We start from the raw sequence: 437 nt of genomic DNA, 5'->3' as shown, positions 1-437 counted from the left end.
CTATATTATCGGGCAGATTTTTGGCGATGACGAAGTGCGGGTTAACTGCGCGGCGGCGAATCTCAATATTGCGAACGGCGTGGCGCGACCGCAAATTTTTGCTTTTGATACAGAAAATGCGTTGATTAACGTGACCGGTACGGCGAGCTTCGCCTCTGAACAGCTCGATTTAACCATTGATCCGGAAAGTAAGGGGATTCGTATTATTACGCTGCGATCGCCGCTTTACGTGCGCGGGACATTTAAAAATCCGCAGGCGGGCGTCAAGCCCGGCCCGCTGATTGCGCGCGGCGCGGTTGCGGCAGCGCTGGCGACGTTGGTAACGCCCGCCGCCGCGCTATTAGCGCTCATTTCGCCCTCTGAGGGCGAAGCCAATCAGTGCCGGACGATTTTAACGCAGATGAAGCAGTAACGTGAAACGTCGCGCCGGATGACGC

At 56.3% G+C, this 437-nt stretch carries 1 protein-coding gene; it reads left to right on the top strand.

Translation table 11 applies throughout. From position 1 onward, the window contains the following. Window positions 1–412 (top strand): hypothetical protein (locus ACEWB7_RS17910; RefSeq protein ID WP_001798976.1); only part of this gene is annotated, 412 nt, incomplete at its 5' end. Window positions 413–437 lie beyond the last annotated feature (25 nt).

The organism is Acinetobacter sp. NIOH-H-8, assembly GCF_046635365.1.
In the GTDB taxonomy this organism is placed as follows: domain Bacteria; phylum Pseudomonadota; class Gammaproteobacteria; order Pseudomonadales; family Moraxellaceae; genus Acinetobacter.
The sequence above is the reverse complement of the archived record's forward strand: the minus strand, read 5'-3'. Positions and strand labels throughout refer to the sequence as shown.